We start from the raw sequence: 17,891 nt of genomic DNA, 5'->3' as shown, positions 1-17,891 counted from the left end.
TCTCAGGCCGCGGTGCGCGCGGCGGCGCATTCGGGGTTGACGGTCTGCGGCGGGATGCGGCCCTGGAGTCCGTCGACCACGGACCGGGCGGCCATCTTGCCCGATCGGGCGCGCGATTCGACGGTGGCGGCGCCGATGTGGGCGGTGATGAGGAGGTTGTCGATGCCGCGGAGGCGGCTGTCGGCCGGCAGCGGTTCGACTTCGACGGTGTCGAGGGCGGCGCCGGCGAGTTTGCCCGAGGTCAGGGCGTCGGCGAGGGCGTCCTCGTCCACGACGCCGCCGCGGGCGGCGTTGACGAGGAACGCGCCGTCCTTCATCCCGTCGATCGCCGCGGCGTCGATGAGGCGGTGCGTCTCGGGGGTGAGGAACAGGTGCAGGCTGACGAAGTCGGCTTCGGCGAGCAGTTCGTCCAGGCCCGCCTCGCGGATGCCGTGCTCCTCGGCGAAGGCGTGGTCGAAGTAGGGGTCGTAGGCGACGACGCTCATGCCCAGGCCCTGGGCCATGGTCGCGACGAGTCGGCCGATCGCGCCCAGGCCGACGACGCCGAGGACGGCCCCGCCGAGTTCGCGGCCGGAGACCTGGTCCCAGGCGCCGGCGCGCACGCCGGCGACGTTCTGGGGGATCGTCCGCGCGGCGGACAGGAGCAGGCCGATGGTGTGCTCGGCGACGGACTGGCGGTTGACGCCCGGGGTGGGGCAGACGGCGACGCCCCGCTCGGTCGCGGCGGCGACGTCGATGTTGTCGTAGCCGACGCCGGTCCTGCCGATGACGCGCAGGCGGGGGGCGGCGGCGAGGACTTCGCGGTCGAAGGGGTCGGTGCCCGCGACGATCGCGTCGAACGGGCCGACGAGGTCGGCCAGGCGCTCGCCGGTCTCGGCCCGGTCCTTGAAGGAGCTGTGCGACACCTCCAGTCCGGCCTCGCGCAGGTACCGGTCCACCGCGTCTCCCGGTCGGAGCCACGCCGTGGTGACGAGCACGCGTCCACTGGTCATCCTCATTGATCCTCTCTGCGGAGCCGATTCGCTGCGCGTCCCGGCACGCGCCCCATAGTGCGCGCACCGGTGAACGCCCTGAGCAGACCCAGGCAAATAAAATACTATAGTACTCGCAGAAATCGTACACGAATACGAGGCGATCGTGTGATCCCCTCGATTCCGTACGTTCACGCTCAGCGGGTCGGCGGCCCCGGCCGAGGTCAGGGGTTGGTGATGACGGCCTTGCCCCGGATGCCGCCCTTCTCGAGTGCGCCCAGGGCTTCCGGGGTCTGGTCGAACGGGGCGGTCTTGCCGACGACGGGGCGCAGCGCGCCCGAGTCGACGAGGGTCGCGATCCGCTGGAGCTGCGCGCCGCTGGAGCGCATGAACAGGAACTCGTACCGCACGCCGAGCCTGCGGGCCCGGCGCCGGACCCCGCTGCTCAAAGCGGCCACCGCGAGGCGCAGCACCGGACCGGCGCCGATCTCGCGCGCGAACGCGGGGTCCGGGGGCCCGGTGATGCCGATCGCCTTGCCGCCGGGGCGCAGGACGCGCAGGGACTTCTCGAGGTTCTCGCCGCCGAGGCTGTCGAGCACCAGGTCGTATCCGGACAGCAGCTTCTCGAAGTCCTGGCTGCGGTAGTCGATGACGACGTCGGCGCCGAGGCCGCGCACGAAGTCCGCGTTCGCGGCGCTCGCCGTGGTGGCGACGGCGGCGCCGAGGTGCTTGGCGAGCTGGATCGCGATCGATCCGACGCCGCCGGCCCCGGCGTGGACGAGGACCTGCTGTCCGGCCTCGACGTTCCCCTTCTCGACCAGGGCCTGCCAGGCGGTCAGGGCGACCAGCGGCAGCGATCCCGCCGCCGTCATGCCGATCGACGCGGGCTTGAGCGCCAGGTCGTCCTCGTCGACGGCGATGCGCTCGGCGAACGTGCCGATGCGGCGGTCGCGGGGCCGGGCGTACACCTCGTCCCCGGGCTTGAACCCGCGGACGCCGGTGCCGACCTCGACGACGGTGCCGGCGACGTCGTGGCCGAGGGTGAACGGCGGCCGGTACGGCAGGATCTGCTTGAACTCGCCCGCCCGGATCTTCTCGTCCAGCTGATTGAGGCCGGCGGCCTGCACCCGCACGAGCACGTCCCGCTCGCCCACCCGCGGTTCGGCCACCTCCGCGAGCTCCACGGGCGCCTTGTACCTGCTGACGACGAATGCCTTCATGGCCCTGCGCTCCTTCTCCGACGCGTCCGCTCATTTTGAGTCGACTCTATTATGAGTGTACTCAATAAACTGGCACGGCGCACGGTTCCGTACCGACCCGGGCTCATGCCGCGTTCGCAGGCGGTGCCGAGGGCGAGCGCGGACCGCGGTCAGTCCCCGGTCGGCGAGAGCACGATCCTGCCGAACACCTCGCCGGCCTCCATCTTCCGGTGGGCCAGCGCGGCCTCGCGCAGCGGAAGGACCTCGTGCACGACCGCCCGCAGCCCGCCGTCAGCCGCCTCGGTGAACAGGTCGGCGGTAGCGGCGCGCCGCTCGGACTCGGGCACCGTGTCGGCGCTGAACGTGGCGAACGACAGGGACTTCTGGAACGCCGGGATCATCGCCGCGGCGAAGTCCGGCGGCGGGAAGCCCGCGACCGCGCCGACGGCCACCATGCGGCCGTTCGGCTCGAGCCTGGAGAAGAACGACGGCAGGTCCGCGCCCGCGACGACGTCGATGATGACGTCGTAGCCCGCCGGGGCGTCACCCGCGGCCTCGCCCGCGCGGTCGAGCACGTGGGTCGCGCCGAGTTCGCGCAGGCGGCGCCCGCGCTCGTCCGACGAGGTCGTGACCGCCACCGCGCCGGCGCCGCCGCGCGCGGCGAGCTGCACCGCCATGGCGCCGATGCCGCCGGCCGCGCCGCGCACCAGCACCGACTCGCCGGGGGCGAACCGGGCGTGGCGCAGGCCGAACCGGGCCACCATCCCCGAGCTCCCGAGCGTGACCGCGTCGGCGCCCGGCAGGTCCGCCGGGAGGGCGACGAGCGCCGCGGCGTCCACGACCACGCGCTCGGCGTAGCCGCCGCCGGTGCCCGTGAACGCCCAGACCCGCCGGCCGGTCCACGACGCGTCGACGCCGCCGCCGACCGCGGCCACCGTGCCCGCGACCTCGCTGCCGAGGACGTGGCCCTCCCGGAAGCCCCAGTCCCCCAGCAGGCCGCTGCGGATCACGGCGTCGACGCCGCCCACGCCGATCGCCTCGACGTTGACCAGCACCTGCCCCTCGCCGGGCTCCGGGTCGGGAAGGTCGATGACCGCGAGCCCCTCAGGGCCTCCGAACGCTTGAATCGCAACTGCTCTCATGTCGGCAACGCTAACGGACGCCACCGTCCGTTTGACTAGAATGAGAGCGGTGACCGACCGTTTGACTCATCTCCGCTCCGACGCCAGGGACAACCGCGAACGCATCCTCGAGGCGGCCCGCGCGGTGTTCGCCGCCGACGGGCTGGACGCGCCCATGCGCAAGATCGCCCGCACCGCGGCGGTCGGCCCCGCGACCCTGTACCGCCACTTCCCGACCAAGCAGGAGCTCGTCACCGAGGCGTTCTCCGAACGCATGCGCGCCTGCTACGTGGTCGTCGACGAGGGGCTCGCCGACCCTGATCCGTGGCGCGGCTTCTCCACGGTGATCGAGCGGCTCTGCGAGCTGCAGTCGCGCGACCGGGGCTTCACCGCGGCGTTCATGTCGTCCTATCCCGGCGCGATGGACTTCGCGGCGGACCGCGGGCACGCGCTGGGCTCGTTCGCCGCGCTGGCGCGCCGGGCCAAGGAGGCCGGCCGCCTGCGCGCCGACTTCACCCTGGACGACCTGATCCTCGTGCTGATGGCGAACGGCGGCATCCAGGCGCCCTCGCCCGCGGCACGGGTCGCGGCCTCGCGCCGCTTCGCCGCGCTCGCGGTCCAGGCGTTCCGGGCCTCCCCGGACGCCGCGCCGCTGCCGCCCGCGGCGCGCCTGGCGTTCGTCGCGGCATAGCCCGATCCGGTCGCCGGCCCCGCGTACGGGGCCGGCGACCGGATCGGCGTCACGGTCCCGCGCCGCTCAGGCGGCGGCCTTCATCTGCGCGAAGATCCACTGGAGCCAGGCCAGGGACGGCCAGGTCGGCTCCCCGTCGGTGCCCATGCCGTGCGCGAGCAGGTTCCAGGCGAGGAACAGGACGCCGAACAGCGCCCAGGCCCATCGGCGGGGCTCGCCCCGCATCGACTCGCCCGCCCACGCGGTGAACGAACCGGTCCGCTCGCATACGGCCGTTCCGGCGGCGGCGATCCCGTCGCCGTAGACGTAGACGTGGTTCACCAGGACCGGCGTGATCGACCGGTACACCCGCGCGGCGCCCCAGTCGAGCATCAGCAGCAGCCACGACGCGGCGATGACCGCGCCCTGCACGAGGAGTCCGATGCCCTTGAGCAGCAGCGGGAACCCGAAGCCGACGCCGAGGAACCTCACGAGCAGGTAGGCGATCAGGAAGGCCGCCGGGAACCAGAGCCATTCGGCGGCGCCCGGCGTGAGCAGTTGGGCGATCTCGCCCCGGAACGCGGTGGTGACCGGGTCCAGTCGGGATTCATTCATGGCCCGCCCTCACTCGGTCGCCCGCTCCGGCGCGGACTCCTCGTCGGAGGTGATCTGCCGGAGGTAGTCGGTCAGGTTCATCGCCTCGGCGCCCTCGGTCAGGCCGATCTTGGTTCCGATGCGCTTGATCAGGGCGTCGGCGAGACCGTCGGCCTGGTCGGGGGAGATGTGCTCGCTCTCGAGGGTGTACTTGATCGTCTCGAGGACGACCCGGTTGTCCTCGTTGGCCTGGTTGGCGAGCACGTCCACCACTTGCGCGGCGTCGGTGGGGTTCTCGGCGAGCCAGAACGCGAGCACCGAGGCCCGCCCGCCGTCGACGAGGGTGCGGAACTCCTTGAACCGCTGCGCCTGGCGCCCCAGTTCGCCCTGCTGGGTGAGGGTCTCGATCTCGTTCTCGAGTTTCTTGCGCTGCCGCTGGATCTCGGCCTCGGTGTCGATGGACGCGAGGTCGTGGAGCGGGTCCTTGAGCCTCGCGGGCGCCTCCAGTTCCGCGCGGAAACGGGAGATCCTGATGCCCTTGGCGAACACGTCGAAGTCGCGCCCCCCGAGGACCTGGACGAGGGCGCGCTCGGCCGCGGCCGGCTCGTTCGGCGGGTACTGGCGGGTGACCTCGTGCATCAGGCCGAGCAGGTGGTCCTCGCAGCGGGCCGGCACGTCGGTGACGGTGTGCTCGACGATCGCCAGCGGGTCGAGGACCTGCCAGTCGTACCGGGCGGTGAAGTCGAACTTGAGGACCTCGGAGTCGGTCCGGACCTGGCCGGTGAACACCGCGCCGTGCGGCGAGACGTCGACGACGTAGTAGCGCTTGACGCGCTGGTGCAGCAGCTCGCCGGCGGTCAGGGGCGAGTCGGGGGCGACGTACTGCCCGTTGGTCTTGCGGTAGACGGGTCGGCCGGACTCGATGTCGGGCCGTTTCGGCAGGGGGAAGCCGGATATGTGGCCCTGGTCGATGATCGGGTTGCTCATGCGGGATCGTCCTTCGGGGGGTCGAAGCGGTCGGTGTTCGGGCACGGCGTCATCGCCGCGCCAGGCGGTTGAGGTGGTGTTTCATGAGGTTCTCGTGCCGGTGCGTGGGCGCGGCGCGTTCGAGCAGGGCGAACAGCTCGCCGCCGAGCGCGGGGAAGCGCCGCGCGGTCGCCACCCAGGACCGGAGCATCGCGCCGGTCTCGGCGCTCAGCTGCGGGGTGACGAGGGACGCGGCCAGCAGCGCGGCGGTGGACTTGGCGATCCGTTCGGCCGTTTCGGGGTCGGCGTCCTCGGCGTTCGCGAAGCCGCCGCTGGTGCTGGCGAGCCAGAGCAGGGCCGGGCAGACGGTCCGCTCGCCGCGGTACTCGGTGCGCACGCGCAGGTCGGCGCATTCGAGGAATCCCGCGACGGCGGCGATGCGCCGGCCCTTGCGGGTCTCGCCCGCCCACCGCTCCATGACCGACAGCAGTGCCGCGCCGCGCTCGGGGTCGGCGACGGCGAACAGCTCCCGCATGCTCCGGGCCACCGACAGCGCCAGGGCGTCGTCGGCTCCCTCGGCGAGCGCGGCGAGGTCGCGGTCGGGCCCGCCGGGCAGGACGGTGCCGACGCCGGACCCGAGCGCCCGCGCGGCGGTGAGGCGCTGCATCCCGCCGTTCGCGGCGGCCCACTCGGACACCAGGTTGAGCGCCTGCGGCACCCGCGCGGGGTCCTGCGCGAGCATTTCGAGGGCCACGACGGCGAACTCGCGTTCGTTGGCCCGCCTGCTGCGCGCCCACGGGGCGATGACCTCCCTGCGCACCAGCGGGAACGAGAACCTCGCGAAGTAGCCGACGGCGGAGGCGGCGCGCACGGCGACGGACAGCTCGAGGTCCTCGGACATCTGCGTGAGCCATTGGAGCAGCGGCTGCTTCAGGTTGTACTGCTTCCAGACGTGCTCCAGGACCTGGGGCGGGTAGCGCTCGTTGACGAACCCGGCGAGTTCGACGTCCATCTCCCCGTAGCGGCCGGTGCGGGTCTCGGCGACGGTGCGCGCCCGGATCTTCCCGAAGAGGTCGTCCCGCTTCACGATGCCGGGGGCCTCGGTCCCGGTCTCGGTCCGCCTGGGCGCCCTGATCTTCTCGAGGGCCTCGGCGCCGCGCTGGACCGCTTCGCAGTTGAGGCCGTCGAACACGGCCATGGAGCAGGCCAGGGCCAGGAGTCCGCCGTCCTCGGCGACCTTGTCGAGCCAGTCGCCGACATCGGTCTTCATGCGCTCGTGGTAGTCGTCGCGGGCGTCGGCGGCGGTGCGCGGGCCGTGCTCGGCGTCGGCGAGGTCCTGTGCGAACTCGGCCAGGATCTGGGCCTCGAACGTGTCGGGGGTGACCGCGCGCAGCAGTTCGGCGGATTCGGGGTCGAGGGCGGCGCGGGCGGCGGCGAGGGTTCCGAGCCGCTCGGTCAGGTGGGCTTCGACGAGTTCGCCCGGGTCGGGCGGGCCGGTCATCTCCACGGTGAACCGGCCGGTGCCCTTTCCCGAAGGGCGGGAGCGGGAGTCGACCACGATCACGGCCTTCGAGCCGCGCTTCTTCAGCCGGTCGGCGAACATCTCGGCGTCGAGCGCTTCGAGCCCGGCGAGGCGGCCGCCGGGGTCGTCGATGACGAATCCGGACCGCTCGGGCAGCGATCCGACGGGCAGCTCGGCGAGGTCGCCGCGGACGGTGGCCTTGTGGACGGCGTCGAGGCCGGAGAGCAGGGCGATCGCGGTGGCGGTGCGCCCCCAGCCGCGCCGCCCGCGCAGGACCAGCAGGTGGCGCTCGTCCAGGGCGGTCCGCATCTGCTCCCAGTCGGGGGGTCTGACGAGGACGCGGGCGAGTTCGTCGAGGCCCGTGCGCGGGACGCGCTCGGCGTACAGCCCGGTGGCGGATTCGCCTTCGCGGTTGCGCTGGTCGCCGCCGACGATGTTGCCCTGGATGCTGTCGGCGAAGACGACCTGGAGCGAGCTGCGCCCGTCGAAGATGCGGTGGCCGAGGCCGCGCGCCCGGGCGTACTCCTCGACCTGCTCGAAGTGCCGCTCGTCGCCGAGGCCGCCGACGGGGTCCGAGTCGTCCGGCTCCTCGGCCTCCTTCGCGTCCTCTTCGGAAGGCTTGGGCGGCTCCTCCTTCTTCGGCGGTTCGCCTTCGGGCGCTTCGGGTTCGTCCTTCTCATCGGCCATATTGGTCGCCTCCGACGATGTTGGCCCCGTTGAAGTCCCGGCCCTCGACCCGGATGCTGGACCGGCGCCGGTCGGCGACGGGGTCGGCGGCGGAGTGCCGCGGCTGCCGGGGCGGCTCCCAGGCGGTGCCGCGGCCGGTGCGGGGCTCGAGCTGCTCCAGCAGCGCCAGGGCGAAGGCGCCGGCGTTGCGGGCCGCGACCGGCTGGTTGGCGGCGTCGGACGCGTCGTCCTTGCCGCCGACGAGGTCCGAGACGCCGCGGACGACCATGACGTCGACGTCGCTGTTGCGCCACGCGGCGGCGAGGGCGCCGTAGCCCTCCATCTCGATGCCTTGGGCGTCACCGCATTCGCGGTGGAGCAGGGCCGCGGTGAGGGAGGCGTTCCCGGCGATGACGCGGTTCCCGGCCGCCAGGGGCCGGTGGTGGACGCGCGGCGGCGCGGAGCGGGCGGGGAGGGCGAGGCGGTCGAGCCACGCGCCTTCGCGGTCGACCTCGCGGGCCTCCTGGGTGAGCCGGTAGGAGGACGGGAGGGTCTTGATCCGCGTGAGGACCTCTTCGTCGGTCTCCTTGCCGGACTCGTAGCCGTAGACCTCGGTGGCGGCGATGACGTCCCCGATCGCCGAGTCGCGCCGGCCTCCGGCGATCCCGACCATGAACAGGACCTGGGGGGAGAAGGCGGCGACGGCCCGCTCGACGGCGACGGCCGCGGCCTCGTTCTGGTGGTCGGAGACCGTCAGGGCCACGTTCCAACCGGTATGGCGGCCTTGGAGGGCGGTGGTCGCGTAGTGCGTGTCGCGCTCCTTGCGGGTGCCGAAGTCGCCGCCGCGCAGGAGGTTGCGCACCTCGTCGTACTCGAGTTGGAGGGGCATACAGAAGACCGCCCAGGGGGCGTCGGTCGTGTTCACGTGGGGACTCCAGGGGTCCGTCGGTCCGTTGGGGGCGCCGGTGCGGGACCGCGGCGACGTTGCCAGGCGGTGCCGTCCGATGTTTATTGTCATAATGACTAATATTACAGCGCAAGCCTAGTCAGGCCCTCATTTATTGTCAAGCCGCCAATAAGCGGCGGCTGCGGCCGCCCCTGCGCCCCCACCAGGCGCGACGCCCGGTGGAATCGCGTTCCCATGATGGGCGCCATCACCCGATCGAGCACCGCGGAGAAGACCTGGCGCCGAGGGCGGTCGACGCCCGGCAGACTGCTACAGGCGACGGCCGGGAACCGAGGTAGGTCGATCCCGGCTTCCGCCCGGTCGACCCCGACACGGACAACCTCGAATCGCCCGACGACCCCGGCCCGTGGCCCGCCAGCCGGACCGCGCTCTACTGGTGGCGGACCGGCTACTGGCGCAGGTGATCCGCTCGCCGCACGCTCGCGGCTCGGACCCGATTCCCGTGTCAGGGGCGGCGTCAGGCTCGTGACAGGGCGGTGTCAGTCGAGGCCCCCATAGTTGCCTCATCGAGCAAGAACGACTGACACCGAAGAGGAACACATCATGAGCATCACCATCGCCGCCGCCGACCAGACCACCATCCGCACCGCCGCGTTCGGCGCCGTGACCCTCCTGTCCTTCGCCGGCATCGCCGGCTCGGCCCACAAGGTCGCCACCGAGGGCACCCTGGCTTTCGCCGCGGCCACCGGGCAGGTCGGACACGTCCTGGCCTCCAAGAAGAACGACTTCAAACTCAAGGGCAAGTCCGCGGCCGACTACGCCGACTACGTCCTGCCCGCCCTGACCGACTCGGTCAAGCTCCTGGCGGCCCAGGACGAGGCCGAGGCGCAGAACTTCAAGACCACCGTCACCATCGCCGTCGAGGCCGCCAACCGCGCCCACAAGGGCGCGCCCAGCCCCGTCATGGCCGAGATGACCCGCAAGATCCTCGAAGCCCTCGACGCCGCATAGCGGGGACGCCCGCGTGCGCGCCCGCGACGCCGGGTCCCCGGCATCCGACCGGATGCCGAGGGCCCGGTCCGGTCGCGGCCCCCGCCTCCCGTCGAGAACGCCGGGCGCCGCTCCCGCCGTTGGACGGGCGTTCGACACCCGTGGCAAGATCTGCAACGTGCACATCGGGTTGCTTGGCTCATTCGAGGTTCGTACGGACGACGGCGTCTTGGCCGATGTGCCGGGCGCGCGGCTGCGCGCGCTGCTGATCGCGCTCGCCCTGGAACCGCGGCGGGTGGTCCAGAAGTCGACGCTCGTCGACTGGATCTGGGGCGAGTACCCGCCCGCCGACGCCGCGAACGCGCTGCAGCGCCTGGTCTCACGCCTGCGCAAGACGCTGCCCGACGGCTCGATCGAGGGCCAGACCGGCGGCTACCGGCTCGAGGTGTCGCCCGACGACGTCGACGCCCTGCGGTTCGAGCGCCTCGTCGCCCAGGCCCGCAACGAGGACGAGGCCGGGCGGGTGCGGCTGCTGCGCGAAGCCCTCGGCCTGTGGCGCGGCCCCGCCATGCAGGACGTCGGCCTCCAGGACGGCGCCGCGTTCGACGCGGCCGTCACGCGCCTCGAATCGCTGCGCCTCAGCGCGATGGAGGACCGCTTCGACGCCGAGATCGCCACCGGCCACGGCGCCGACCTCGTCCCCCAGCTGACCGACCTGGTGGCGGCGCAACCGATGCGCGAACGCCTCGTCGGCGCGCTCATGCGCGCGCTCGCCGCCGCCGGGCGCGGCAGCGAGGCGCTGGTCGTCTACGAGAACACGCGCGAGGCCCTGGCCGACGCGCTCGGCGTCGACCCCTCGCCCGAGCTGTCCGCGCTGCACGTGGCGCTGCTGCGCGGCGAGCTGGGACGGCCGGCGCCCGAGCGCCGCGACACCAACCTGCGCGCCGAACTGACCAGCTTCGTCGGCCGCGGCGACGACCTCGCCGTCGTCCGCGAACTCGTCGCCGAGCACCGGCTCACCACCCTGATCGGCCCCGGCGGCGCGGGCAAGACCCGCCTGTCCACCGAGGCCGCGCGCTCGCTCCTGGACGGCTTCCCCGACGGCGCCTGGCTGGTCGAACTCGCCCCCCTCACCGCCGACGGCGATCCCGCACAGGCGACCCTCACCGCCCTCGGCCTGCGCGACACGCTCCTGGGCGACGCCCCCGACCTCGAGCCGACCGCCCGCCTCGTCGCCGCGATCCGCGACCGCGAAGCCCTGCTGGTCCTCGACAACTGCGAGCACGTCATCGAAGCGGTCGCTGTCTTCGCCGACCGCGTCCTGGGCGAATGCCGCCGGCTGCGCATCCTCGCCACCAGCAGGGAACCGCTCGGCATCACCGGTGAAGCCCTCTGGCTGGTCGACCCGCTCGCCCTGCCCGAGAGCGACGCCGACCCCGGCGACGCCGAGGACTCCCCGGCCTTCCGACTGCTGCGCGACCGCGCGAGCGCCGTCCGCAAGGACCTCGCCGACGACGCGCACGCCGTCGCCGCCATGGTCCGCATCTGCCGGGCCCTGGACGGCATGCCGCTCGCCATCGAACTCGCCGCGGCCCGCCTGCGCACCATGACCCTCGACCAGCTCGCCAACGGCCTCCACGACCGGTTCCGGCTGCTCACCGGCGGCAGCCGCACCGCGCTGCCCCGCCACAAGACCCTGCGCGCCGTGGTCGACTGGAGCTGGGAGCTGCTCACCGAACCCGAGCGGACCGTGCTGCAGCGGCTCTCCGTGTTCGCCGGCGGGGCGAGCCTCGAAGCGGCCGAGGAGGTCTGCGCCACCGGCACCGTCGACCGGGCCGACGTCCTCGAACTGCTCACCCTCCTGTCGGAGAAGTCGCTGCTTCTCGCCGAAGGCGAAGGCGCACCGCGATACCGGATGCTCGGCATCATCAAGGAGTACGCCGCCCGGCGGCTCGCGGACGCGGGCGACGCGGACTCGGCGCGCCGCGCCCACCTCGCCCACTTCACCGGACTCGTCGAATCCGCGGAGCCGCAGCTGCGCCGCGCCGATCAACTCCGATGGCTCGCCGCGCTCAAGGCCGACCACGACAACGTCAGCGCGGCCGTGCGCGGCGCCCTCGCGGACGGCGACGCCCAGTCGGCCATGCGGATCGCCGCGAGCGCCGGCTTCTACTGGTGGCTCAGCGGCAACAAGGCCGAAGGCGTCGAGCTGACCGCCGCCGCGACGAAACTGCCCGGCGACGTCGACGCCGACGTCCAGGCCATGGTGTACGCCATGATGACGACGTTCCTGACCTCCGGGCGCGGCGACGAGCGCGAAGCCGAGGAGTGGATCCACAAGGCCCACGAGGCCGCCCGGCACGGCCGGGGCCGCTACCCGCTGCTGTCGCTCGTCGCCCCGATGGAGCGGATGCTGCGCGAGCCGGACGCGATCCTGCCCGCCTGGGAGTCCCTGCTGGACGACGCCGACCCGTGGGTCCGCGCGATGGCGCGCCTGCAACTGGGCAAGATGCGGATCATGCTCGGCATGGACGGGGAGCACGCGGACGCGCACCTCGAAGCGGCGCTCACCGAGTTCCGGACGATCGGCGAGCGGTTCGGCATCGCCTTCGCCCAGTCCGAACTGGCCGACCGGATCGCCGCGCGCGGCGGGTTCGCCGACGCGTGCGAGCACTTCGACCAGGCAATCGCGACCGTCTCCGAGATCGGCGCCGTCGACGACGTCATCCGGATGCGGGCGCGCCAGGCCCAGCTGTACTGGCTGCTGGGCGATCCCGACGCCGCCGCCGCCGCGATGGGCAGGGCCGAGCGGAGCGCCGAACGGGTCGTCTGGCCGGACGCGCTGGTCGAACTGGCCCTGTCGAAGGCGGAGCTCGCCCGCTGGGCCGGCGACGCCGAGGAGGCGGCCCGGCAGATCGACGTCGTGTCCGCGGTGCTCGGCGACGGGGCCGACCTGTCGTACATCCGCGCGGTCACCCACAGCCTGCACGGCTGTCTCGCCGACGACCTGGACGAGGCGCGTGCGCAGCACGCGGCCGCCTGCGAGGCCGCGGTCGAGGCGGGCATCGCGCCCGTGGTCGCGCTGGCGCTCGTCGGGGTCGCGGACCTGGCGCTGCGCCGCGAGCAGTACGGGCAGGCCGCGCGCCTGACCGCGGCGAGCACCGCCGCTCGCGGCCTGGTCGACCGCACCCAGCCGGACCTGGACCGGATCGAGCGGGAGGCGCGGGACCGCCTCGGCGACGCGGCGTTCGCCGAGGCGAGTCGTGAAGGCGCGGAAGCGGACTGGACCGAGCTGGTCAGAGCGACGCTCGACGCCTGATCACGACGCGCCCGGCCGATCACCGGGCGCGGCGTCCACCTCGCGGTCGCGAATCCGGGTGTCTGTCGGTCCGCTTGTGTTGCGGTGAACACCGAACGGGTTCCATCGTCCCTGACAGCCGTTGCGGTGCAGCAAATCTCGTGCCAGTGCTCGTTGCGGACCGGGCCCCCGCCGGTCAGTTCGCCGTGCGGCGGATCACGATGTCGCCGAACCGGGTGCGGGCGTCTACTGTGACCTGTTCGCCGACACGCTCCGAATCGTCTTGCGCCGCAATGTCGTTGCGCACCGAACCCTTCTTGCTCTCCGCGTGCACCTGCGCACCGCTTCCCTCGCCGATGCCTATCTCGATGTCCCCCGAGCCGTTCCACAGCTTCGCGCGGCCCCGCGTGATCCGGCCGACCCGGATCGCGCCGTCGCCGGTCTGCACGCTGACGCCGGCATCGGCGCGGTCGACGTCGAAGGCGCCGTGGCCGCTGGTGAGGTCCAGGTCCGCCGCGGCGCGGCCGATCCAGACCCGCCCGCCCGAGTTCGCCAGCCGCACAGGTCCCCCTGCCTCCCCTATCCGCACGGCGACCCGGCCCCCGTCGATGCTCGTGCGCCCGGCGACGCGGCCGACCGCCAGCTCGCCCGAGCCGAAGTTCGCCTGCAGCGCGGCGACCTCCTCCAACGTGACCGTGCTCGACGCGGTGTGCAGCTCGCACTCGCCGAACGAGCCCTCGGCGTCCACCGTCGAGTGCCCCAGGTACGCGACCAGGCTCGAGTGGGCGGGCAGGTCGATCGTGATGGCGACCGAGGCGCCCTTCCGGCCCGAGGCGGTGGTCTTGACCGACAGCCGCCCGCCCGCGAAGGCGACCTTGGTCTTCTCGGCGACCTTGACGTCGAACCGGCTCGCGGGGTCGACGGGCTCGACCGTGACCACCGTGTCGTCCCGATCGGTCGCGTTGACCCGCACCCGCGCGCCGGCGACCTGCACGGTGGCGGCGATGGGACCGGGCGTGGCGAAGGTGGTCATGGCGGCGCTCCTCTGGTGTGCCGCGGCAGCGGGGCCGCGCTGGCTTGTCATGCGACTACGGTCCACCCTCGCCCTGTCACACCCCTGACGCAGCCCTGACACGGAAACCGGTGCGGCGTTCTCCGCGCCGGCCCGCCGCGGCCGGACCCTGGGTGCCGATAGCCTGCGGGTATGCGGCGAGTGCTCATCACGGGTGTGTCAGGGGTCGGGAAGTCGACCGTCCTCGGCGAGCTGACCGCCCGCGGCTACGAGGCGGTCGACACCGACTACGGCTACTGCTCGCCGACGCCGGACGCCGAGCCGCCGGGCCCGGTCGCCCGGCCCGACTGGGTGTGGAACGAGCGGCGGATGCGGGCGCTGCTGGAGGCCGACCGCGACGGCGCGCTGTTCGTGGCCGGCTGCGTCCCCAACCAGGGCGCCTTTTACCCGGACTTCGACCGTGTCGTGCTGCTCAGCGCCGCACCGGAGACGGTGCGCCGCAGGCTCCTGGACCGCACCGGCAACGACTACGGCAAGGCGCCCGGCGAACTGGAGCGGGCGCTGCGGGACCAGGCCGAGGTCGAGCCGCTGCTGCGCGCGGGCGCGGACCTGGAGATCGACACGGACGCGCCGCTCTCGGCCGTCGTGGCGCGCCTGCTCGCCGAGACGCTCGGCTGAGCGCCGCGGCCGGTGCGAGGATGGACCCGTCCGGGCGCCGTCCGGACCGGCGCAGGACCGGCAGAGAGGTGTTTCCATGGACGTCAGCGGAGTCTTCGCGGACGCGTTCGGACGCGTGCGGGAGGAGGTCCACGCCGTGCTGGACGGCCTCTCGCAGGAGCGCCTCGACGCGCGGCCGGGACCGGCGGCGAATTCGATCGGGTGGCTCGTGTGGCACATCGCGCGGGTCCAGGACGACCACGTCGCGGGCGTCGCCGGGCGCGAGCAGACCTGGACCGCGGGCGGCTGGCAGGAGCGGTTCGGACTGCCGCTCGCGACCGGCGACATCGGATACGGGCACACCGGCGAGCAGGTCTCGCAGGTCAGCGGCGTCAGCGCGGCCGACCTGGGCGCCTACTACGACGCGGTCCACGCCGCCACGCTCGACTACGTCGGCGCCCTCTCGGCCGACGACCTCGACCGGGTCGTGGACGAGCACTGGGACCCGCCGGTGACCCTCGGCGTGCGCCTGGTGAGCGTCGTCAACGACAACCAGCAGCACACCGGCCAGGCCGCCTACGCGCGCGGCCTCCTCGAATCGCGCTGAGGCCTTCGACGCGAAAGGCCGAGGCCCCAAGGGGCCTCGGCCTTTCGCGCGGTCCGGTCCGGATCAGGCCTTGGGGCGCCCGTACGCCTCCAGGAGGCGCAGCCAGATCTCGCTCACCGTCGGGTAGGCGGGGACCGCGTGCCAGAGGCGGTCGATCGGGACCTCGCCGACGATCGCGGTCGTGGCGGTCTGCACGAGCTCGGCGACGTCGGGGCCGACGAAGGTCGCCCCGATCATCACGCCGCGGTCCTCGTCCACGATCATGCGCGCGGCGCCCGCGTAGCCGTCGCGCGAGAGGCTCGCCCCGGCGACGGAGCCGAGGTCGTAGTCCACGACGCGGATGTTCTTGCCCTGGTCGCGCGCCTGGTCGGCGGTGGGTCCGACCGCGGCGATCTCGGGGTCGGTGAACACGACCTGCGGCACGGCGGCGTGGTCGGCGGTCGCCACGTGCGCGCCCCACGGCGCGTCGTCCACCGCCTCGCCCGCGGCGCGGGCGGCGATCACGTCGCCCGCCGCGCGCGCCTGGTACTTGCCCTGGTGGGTCAGCAGCGCCCGGCCGTTGACGTCGCCCACGGCGTAGAGCCATGAGAAGCCCTCGACGCGCAGCGTGTCGTCGACCTCGAGGTTCGCGCCGGGTTCGAGCCCGATCGTCTCGAGCCCGAGGTCGGCGGTCGCGGGCGAGCGCCCGGCGGCCACCAGCACCTCGGCGGCGTCCACGGTGGGGCCGCTCGTCTCGACGGTGACGCCCTCGCCCGTGCGTTCGACGCGCAGGGTCTCGGTCTCGGTGAGGATCGTGACGCCTTGCGCCCGAAGGGAGGTCGCGACCCGTTCGGCGGCGAACGGTTCGACGCCGCCGAGGAGCCCGCCCCTGACGATCATGGTCACCTGGGCGCCGAAGGCCCGGTAGGCGGTCGCCATCTCGGTGGCGACGACGCCGCCGCCGATGATCGCGAGGCTCTCGGGGATCGTCTTCGCGCTGGTGGCCTCGCGGCTCGTCCACGGCTTCGCGTCCCGCAGCCCGGGGATGTCGGGGGTGTTCGCGACCGAGCCGGTCGCGGCCACGACCGCGTGCCGGGCGCGGACCACGGTGGTGGTCCCGTCCTCGGCGGTCACGGTGACCTCGCGCTCGCCGCTGATGCGGCCGTGCCCGCGGATGAGGTCGATGCCCGCGCTCTCGAGCCAGCCCACCTGGCCCGCGTCGGACCATTCGCTGGTGAACGAGTCGCGCCGCTTCAGGACCGCGCCGACGTCGAGCTCGCCCTTCACGGCCTCGGCCGCGCCGGCCACCGCCTTTGCGGCGCTGAGGATCTGCGGTGACCGCAGCAGCGCCTTCGAGGGCATGCACGCCCAGTACGAGCATTCGCCGCCGACGAGTTCGCTTTCGACGATCACGGTCTCCAGTCCGGCTTGGACGGCCCGGTCGGCGGCGTTCTCGCCCACCGGTCCGGCGCCGATCACGACCAGGTCCACTTCGCGCTCAGTCATACGGCCATGATCGCAGAGCCCGGCGGGTGCGGCAACGCGAACGGGGCTTTGCGCCCTCACGTCGCCTCGAGGCGCTCCAGGACCTTCTCGGCGATGTCGCCCAGCACGCGGATCTCTTGGGGCGTCAAGAGATCGATGAGGTGTTCGCGCACCGAGGCGACGTGCCCCGGTGCGGCGGCGCGGATGGCCTCGCCGCCCGCGTCGGTGAGCGCCGCGACGGCGCCGCGCGCGTCGCCGGGGACCTCGTCGCGCCCCACGAGCCCGCGCTGCACCATGCGGGTGAGGTGGTGGGACAGCCTGCTGCGCGACCAGCGCAGCCGCGTCCCGAGCTCCGAGACGCGCATCCGCCCGTCCGGGAGGTCGGCGAGCTGTGACAGCACGTCGTAGTCCTGCTCGGAGAGGCCGTCGGCGGCCAGGTCGCGGTTGATCTGGAGGTCCATGAGGTTGCGCATCCGCCGGTAGCCCAGCCAGGCGCGCATCTCCTCCTCGGTGAGCCATCGCGGTTCGGGCATGGGCCCAGCCTAACCGGTAGTTGACATGTCAGCAAACCCGCGCTACCTTCGGTGTTGACACGTCAACTACCTTTGGAGCGCCGACATGACCGCGACCCGACCCCTGCGCCTCCTCGTGCTGTGCGCCTCCGCCCGGACCGGATCGGTCAACCGCGCGCTCGCCGAGGCGGTCGTGCGGCGCCTCGCCGCGGCCGGCGCCGAGGCCGACCTGACCGGGCTCGGCGATTTCCCGGTCCCGCTCTACGACGCCGACCTGCAAGGGCGCGAAGGCGTCCCGGAGGGCGCGGTGCGGCTCGCCGAGCGGCTGCGCGACCACGACGGCCTCGTGATCGTCTCCCCGGAGTACAACTACTCGATGCCCGGCTCCCTCAAGAACCTCTTCGACTGGGTCTCGCGGATCAAGCCCTGGCCCACCGCCGGGGTCGACGGCCTGCTCATGTCCGCCTCCCCCGGACCGGTCGGCGGGCACCGCGGCCTGCTCGCCCTGCGCGTCCCCCTCGAGGGGATCGGCATGCGCCTGCACCCTACGATGTTCAGCCTCGCCAAGGCGGACAAGGCGTTCGACGCGTCCGGCGGCCTCGCCGACCCGGGCGACGGCGCCCGCCTCGACGCGGTGCTCGACGGCTACCTCACCGTGGTCGAGGCCGTCACCCGCTACCCGGCCGCGCGGGCGGCCCTGGCGGCCCGGGCGTGAGCGGCCGCCGGGAAGGCGGC

Annotated in this window: 16 protein-coding genes; 6 read left to right on the top strand and 10 right to left on the bottom strand. The window is 73.2% G+C overall.

Going from position 1 to position 17,891, the window contains the following annotated elements; translation table 11 throughout:
• Positions 1-2: 2 nt before the first annotated feature.
• The 3 genes from BLQ63_RS11085 to BLQ63_RS11075 form a co-directional block, all read right to left on the bottom strand.
• Positions 3-992: a phosphoglycerate dehydrogenase gene (locus BLQ63_RS11085; RefSeq protein ID WP_091033561.1), complete on the bottom strand. Its 990-nt coding sequence runs from the start codon at positions 990-992 to the stop codon at positions 3-5.
• A 203-nt stretch (positions 993-1,195) separates the two neighbouring features.
• The gene (locus BLQ63_RS11080; protein ID WP_091033557.1) at positions 1,196-2,191 is read right to left on the bottom strand and encodes an NADP-dependent oxidoreductase; all 996 of its coding nucleotides are present in this window, start codon (positions 2,189-2,191) and stop codon (positions 1,196-1,198) included.
• Between the two features lie 149 nt (positions 2,192-2,340).
• Positions 2,341-3,312, bottom strand: coding sequence for a zinc-binding dehydrogenase (locus BLQ63_RS11075; RefSeq protein WP_091033552.1), 972 nt, complete (start codon positions 3,310-3,312; stop codon positions 2,341-2,343).
• A 49-nt stretch (positions 3,313-3,361) separates the two neighbouring features.
• Between BLQ63_RS11075 and BLQ63_RS11070 the strand changes: the two genes are divergently transcribed.
• The gene (locus BLQ63_RS11070) at positions 3,362-3,982 is read left to right on the top strand and encodes a TetR/AcrR family transcriptional regulator (protein WP_245680940.1); all 621 of its coding nucleotides are present in this window, start codon (positions 3,362-3,364) and stop codon (positions 3,980-3,982) included.
• A 66-nt stretch (positions 3,983-4,048) separates the two neighbouring features.
• Here the strand turns inward: BLQ63_RS11070 and BLQ63_RS11065 are convergent, their stop codons facing one another.
• From BLQ63_RS11065 to BLQ63_RS11050, 4 genes are read right to left on the bottom strand one after another with little or no spacing between them, the layout of a single operon-like run.
• Positions 4,049-4,576, bottom strand: a complete 528-nt coding sequence (locus BLQ63_RS11065) for a hypothetical protein (protein ID WP_091033546.1) — start codon at positions 4,574-4,576, stop codon at positions 4,049-4,051.
• A 9-nt stretch (positions 4,577-4,585) separates the two neighbouring features.
• A complete protein-coding gene (locus BLQ63_RS11060) occupies positions 4,586-5,542 on the bottom strand; it encodes a hypothetical protein (protein WP_091033543.1) in 957 nt (318 codons plus the stop codon).
• A 49-nt stretch (positions 5,543-5,591) separates the two neighbouring features.
• A complete protein-coding gene (locus tag BLQ63_RS11055) occupies positions 5,592-7,730 on the bottom strand; it encodes a hypothetical protein (protein ID WP_091033540.1) in 2,139 nt (712 codons plus the stop codon).
• On the bottom strand, positions 7,720-8,634 hold the full coding sequence (locus tag BLQ63_RS11050; protein WP_177154880.1) for a 5'-methylthioadenosine/S-adenosylhomocysteine nucleosidase family protein: 915 nt from the start codon (positions 8,632-8,634) through the stop codon (positions 7,720-7,722). The genes BLQ63_RS11055 and BLQ63_RS11050 overlap by 11 nt, the downstream gene beginning before the upstream one ends.
• Before the next feature lie 585 nt (positions 8,635-9,219).
• On the opposite strand from BLQ63_RS11050, the gene BLQ63_RS11045 reads away from it, so the two are divergent.
• Positions 9,220-9,627, top strand: a complete 408-nt coding sequence (locus tag BLQ63_RS11045) for a hypothetical protein (protein ID WP_091033531.1) — start codon at positions 9,220-9,222, stop codon at positions 9,625-9,627.
• A 157-nt stretch (positions 9,628-9,784) separates the two neighbouring features.
• Complete coding sequence (locus tag BLQ63_RS11040; RefSeq protein WP_091033528.1) at positions 9,785-12,925, top strand: BTAD domain-containing putative transcriptional regulator; 3,141 nt, start codon at positions 9,785-9,787, stop codon at positions 12,923-12,925.
• 175 nt (positions 12,926-13,100) lie between these two features.
• On the opposite strand, the gene BLQ63_RS11035 is transcribed toward BLQ63_RS11040, so the two are convergent.
• A complete protein-coding gene (locus BLQ63_RS11035) occupies positions 13,101-13,937 on the bottom strand; it encodes a DUF4097 family beta strand repeat-containing protein (RefSeq protein ID WP_091033525.1) in 837 nt (278 codons plus the stop codon).
• Between the two features lie 171 nt (positions 13,938-14,108).
• Here BLQ63_RS11035 and BLQ63_RS11030 point away from each other — a divergent pair, with 171 nt between their 5' ends.
• Complete coding sequence (locus tag BLQ63_RS11030) at positions 14,109-14,594, top strand: AAA family ATPase (RefSeq protein ID WP_091033522.1); 486 nt, start codon at positions 14,109-14,111, stop codon at positions 14,592-14,594.
• A gap of 76 nt (positions 14,595-14,670) precedes the next feature.
• Entirely contained in the window at positions 14,671-15,180 is a 510-nt protein-coding gene (locus BLQ63_RS11025) for a mycothiol transferase (RefSeq protein ID WP_091033518.1), read from the top strand.
• A gap of 63 nt (positions 15,181-15,243) precedes the next feature.
• On the opposite strand, the gene BLQ63_RS11020 is transcribed toward BLQ63_RS11025, so the two are convergent.
• Together BLQ63_RS11020 and BLQ63_RS11015 are read right to left on the bottom strand one after the other, a co-directional pair.
• Positions 15,244-16,665 carry a dihydrolipoyl dehydrogenase family protein gene (locus BLQ63_RS11020; protein ID WP_091033513.1) on the bottom strand — a complete coding sequence of 474 codons (1,422 nt, stop codon included), beginning with the start codon at positions 16,663-16,665 and terminating at the stop codon, positions 15,244-15,246.
• Positions 16,666-16,721: 56 nt separating this feature from the next.
• Positions 16,722-17,177 carry a MarR family winged helix-turn-helix transcriptional regulator gene (locus tag BLQ63_RS11015; RefSeq protein WP_091033510.1) on the bottom strand — a complete coding sequence of 152 codons (456 nt, stop codon included), beginning with the start codon at positions 17,175-17,177 and terminating at the stop codon, positions 16,722-16,724.
• A gap of 85 nt (positions 17,178-17,262) precedes the next feature.
• Here BLQ63_RS11015 and BLQ63_RS11010 point away from each other — a divergent pair, with 85 nt between their 5' ends.
• Positions 17,263-17,871, top strand: coding sequence for an NADPH-dependent FMN reductase (locus tag BLQ63_RS11010; RefSeq protein WP_218125205.1), 609 nt, complete (start codon positions 17,263-17,265; stop codon positions 17,869-17,871).
• Positions 17,872-17,891: the final 20 nt, after the last annotated feature.

Source organism: Glycomyces harbinensis, assembly GCF_900101745.1.
GTDB classification, from domain to species: Bacteria; Actinomycetota; Actinomycetes; order Mycobacteriales; family Micromonosporaceae; genus Glycomyces; species Glycomyces harbinensis.
Note: the sequence above shows the minus strand (reverse complement) of the source record. Positions and strands in the feature narration are given on the sequence as shown.